The following is a 3,394-nucleotide window of genomic DNA, read 5'->3' as shown; positions in this document are numbered from 1 at the left end:
CGCCCGGTTCGCATCGACTCTACGAGCGGGCCGCCTTTCGCCGTTGATTCAGATCAAGCGCAGCGAACCATATCCACACGAGGGCGCGACTTGACGCAGATCAATCGTCGACGGCCAGGCGGGGCTAGATTGGTCCTGTGCCTAAGCGCTCTTCATCCTCGAGGAGATCGACATGAAGGCACGCGCCTTTCACGGTCACCGTCGAAAATTGCTCGACGAACGGCCCGTGCCGGCACTCGCGGCCCTCCCACACGCGGTCGTCCGATGCCGTGCACGAAGGTCTGCAGCGTCGATCTGGACATCCTCAACGGAGATGTTCCCGGTTGGGAGCCGGAGGGTGGTTCGATGGGTGATCTGGAAACGGGCAAGCCGATTCACCTCGGTCCATTTTCGACGTGCGGATAGAGTTGGAAAAGCAGGAGGAGAGTGCGATGAAAGCTTTGCGGGATGTGACGGCGGTGGACAATCAGATCACGGCGCGGCCGGACTTCGCTGCGGGAGCCACCGGGGAGAGGATCGGGCAGGCGCTCAGCCGGCATGCCGGGCGGGAAGCGCACCACACCGTCGTCGACGCGCGCGACGGCACGGTCACGCTCACGGGTACGATCGGCGCGCATGCCGAGCACGAGACGGCTCGCGGTGCTGCCTGGTCCACGCGTAGCGTGCATGCGGTAGCCGACAACCTCGAAGTCGAATCAGGAAGGTGACGGACCATGGCACTCACGGGAAAAATCGACGGCGCGGACTGGAGCGTGCATGCCGACACGCTGGACGTGCCGGGCGGCTACGTGTGCGAGTTGCGCGTGGAGCATCGGGATCCGAAGGGGTTTCGCTTCGAACATCGCTTCAGGCACTCCGGGCGCTTCCTTCGATAGCGAGCGCGACGCGATCCTCGCGGGTTTGCGCGAGGGCATGGTCTGGGTCGGGTTGAAGCTGACGAAAACCATTGGCGTGTAGCCGGCAGGCGCGCCGTTTCGGGACATTGAGAGGATCAGCGGGAGCAGTCGTGTCGAGAGTATTGATCGTCTATTTTTCACGCACCGGAGCGACGCGCAGGGTTGCCGCCGCACTGGCGACGACCCTGCACGCGGATGTCGAGGAAATCATCGATCGGAGCGACCGGTCGGGGACGCTGGGGACCCTGCGGTGCGTCCTCGACTCGGTGATGGGGCGGTCCGCATCGATCGAGCCGATGCGACATGATTTGTCGGCACACCACATGGTCGTCATCGGCACGCCGGTCTGGGCGGGCAGAGTGAGCGCGCCGGTGCGCGCCGGTGCGCGCGTGGCTCGCGACGCACCGGCGCCGGCTGCCGCGCGTCGCATTTTTCTGCACGCTCGCCGGTCGCGGTAGCGAATCCGCGCTCAAGGAACTGTGCGAACTGGCGGCCAAGCAGCCCGTCGCGCGCTGTGCGATTAGTCAAAGAAACGCACCGCAAGGCGAGGAAAGCCGTGCGTTGAATCTCTTCGTCTGAACGAGACAGGAACCTACCCCAACCGCAGACGGCGGGTTGGGGCTACTTCTGCATTCTCTGCGTTGAGGCCGCGCTGATGCCGACGCACGCAGCGGACTTCATTCGCCGACTGGCGGGACGCGACACGGCACACCTCGACGAGGGATTACATCATGTACAGCAGGATTCTGGTTCCCATGGATGGCAGCAAAGCGTCTGAACGCGCTTTGAACGAAGCGATCCGGATCGCCGGTGGCGGGCGGGCACAAATCCGGGTCGTGCACGTTCTCGATGCTTCGACGGCGTATTCTTATCCAGTGACGCATCGAACTGAACTGCGCGAAGAAGGGCTGCGCATGCTCGAGGACGTGCGGCTGAAACTCCAACAGGCCGTCGTCCCGTGCGAGGTGCAATTGGTCGAGACGGATAACATTCACGAGACCATCGCCGATTGCCTGAATCGCTACGCGCAGAGTCATCAAACAGATCTCGTGGTGATGGGGACGACCGGACGACGGGGGTGGCGCAGAATGGCGTTTGGCAGCGTGGCAGAAGGCCTCACCCGGATCGCGTGCTGCCCCGTGCTGCTGATGCATGAGGAGCCGAGCAGCGGCAGCAAGTAGGGTGCCCGTATACAATAAAGTGATGATCGCGGTGACACACGACGTACGGCACAGATCTCCCTTTTACCATGCTCGATTCGAATGGGTAACGTTGCGGAAGTTCTCGCAGTATTTCTCAAGCTCGGGCTGACGTGCTTCGGCGGCCCCATTGCACATCTGGGCTACTTCCGCCGCGAGTTCGTTGCACGGCGCGGCTGGCTTGACGACGAAACGTTCACCGAGTTGGTCGGGCTCTGTCAGTTCCTTCCAGGGCCGGCCAGCAGCCAGGTGGGATTCTCGATCGGTCTTTTGCGAGCGGGGTGGCTTGGCGGACTCGCGGCCTGGTGCGGGTTCACACTGCCTTCAGTCATGCTGTTAATCGGCTTTGCCGCCATCACCCCGAGTCTAGGCGGGCTGCTTGGCGGCGGCTTTGTTCACGGTCTGAAACTGGTCGCCGTCGCAGTCGTCGCTCAGGCAGTGTGGGATATGGCACGGCGCCTTTGTGCCGATCACCGCCGCGCAGCTATCGCCCTCACCGCCATCGCGGTGCTGAGCATTCTGACCACTGTCTATGCGCAACTGATCGTGATCAGCATCGGGGCCGTGCTCGGACTCGCGTTGTGTCGAACAGCGACAACATCAAACAGCGTTCGCGTGTCGCAGGGCACCCACGGATCCGGTATTTCCCGCACGGCAGGCGCCATCGCGTTGATCCTCTTTAGTGCCTTGTTGTTCGGACTTCCACTGCTAACCAGCCTCCATGCAAGTCCCGCCGTCAAGGTCATGGAAGCGTTTTATCGCTCGGGTGCGATGGTGTTTGGCGGTGGTCACGTCGTGCTGCCGCTTCTGCAGCAGCAGACTGTCGCGGCCGGACTGGTTGCTTCGAACGACTTTCTCGCCGGCTACGGTGCTGCGCAGGCGGTCCCGGGTCCCTTGTTTTCGTTTGCTGCATTTCTGGGTTGGATGATGATGCAAGCGCCGAACCACTGGTCTGGTGCACTGCTTGCCACTGTGAGCATTTTCCTGCCGGGCCTCCTGCTTGTGCTTGCGGCGTTACCCTACTGGGGAGCACTGCGTGCACGTCCGTCGATGACTGCATTGCTTGCAGGAGTGAATGCCGCAGTCGTCGGACTCCTGGCAACCGCACTGTACTCACCGGTCTGGACCAGCGCAGTTCTATCGAAGTCTGACTTCGCTATCGCGGCTTGCGGTTTCTTCCTGCTGACGCGGTGGAGGGTCCCGCCCCTCGCCATCGTCGTGCTCAGTGCGCTGGCCGGTGTTGTGCAGAGCACCTTGCATTAGAGCGGCGGCCCCGGCCGGAACTCGAAGAGCCTTTTA

The 3,394-nt window shown here is 62.6% G+C and carries 5 protein-coding genes; all 5 read left to right on the top strand.

All coding sequences use genetic code 11. From position 1 onward, the window contains the following. Positions 1 to 431 precede the first annotated feature (431 nt). The 5 genes from AWB67_RS35285 (at position 432) to chrA (ending at position 3,358) form a co-directional block, all read left to right on the top strand. Positions 432 to 707: a BON domain-containing protein gene (locus AWB67_RS35285; protein WP_087660535.1), complete on the top strand. Its 276-nt coding sequence runs from the start codon at positions 432 to 434 to the stop codon at positions 705 to 707. A 6-nt stretch (positions 708 to 713) separates the two neighbouring features. Next, the gene (locus tag AWB67_RS35280) at positions 714 to 875 is read left to right on the top strand and encodes a hypothetical protein (RefSeq protein WP_235007808.1); all 162 of its coding nucleotides are present in this window, start codon (positions 714 to 716) and stop codon (positions 873 to 875) included. Positions 876 to 1,006: 131 nt separating this feature from the next. Then, positions 1,007 to 1,354 (top strand): flavodoxin family protein, encoded by a 348-nt coding sequence (locus AWB67_RS40210; RefSeq protein ID WP_159965116.1) that lies wholly within the window; start codon positions 1,007 to 1,009, stop codon positions 1,352 to 1,354. 273 nt (positions 1,355 to 1,627) lie between these two features. Continuing rightward, positions 1,628 to 2,077 carry a universal stress protein gene (locus AWB67_RS35270; protein ID WP_087660533.1) on the top strand — a complete coding sequence of 150 codons (450 nt, stop codon included), beginning with the start codon at positions 1,628 to 1,630 and terminating at the stop codon, positions 2,075 to 2,077. A gap of 81 nt (positions 2,078 to 2,158) precedes the next feature. After that, positions 2,159 to 3,358: a chromate efflux transporter gene (gene chrA / locus AWB67_RS35265; RefSeq protein WP_087660532.1), complete on the top strand. Its 1,200-nt coding sequence runs from the start codon at positions 2,159 to 2,161 to the stop codon at positions 3,356 to 3,358. Positions 3,359 to 3,394: the final 36 nt, after the last annotated feature.

Source organism: Caballeronia terrestris, from assembly GCF_001544515.1.
GTDB classification, from domain to species: Bacteria; Pseudomonadota; Gammaproteobacteria; order Burkholderiales; family Burkholderiaceae; genus Caballeronia; species Caballeronia terrestris.
Note: the sequence above shows the minus strand (reverse complement) of the source record. Positions and strands in the feature narration are given on the sequence as shown.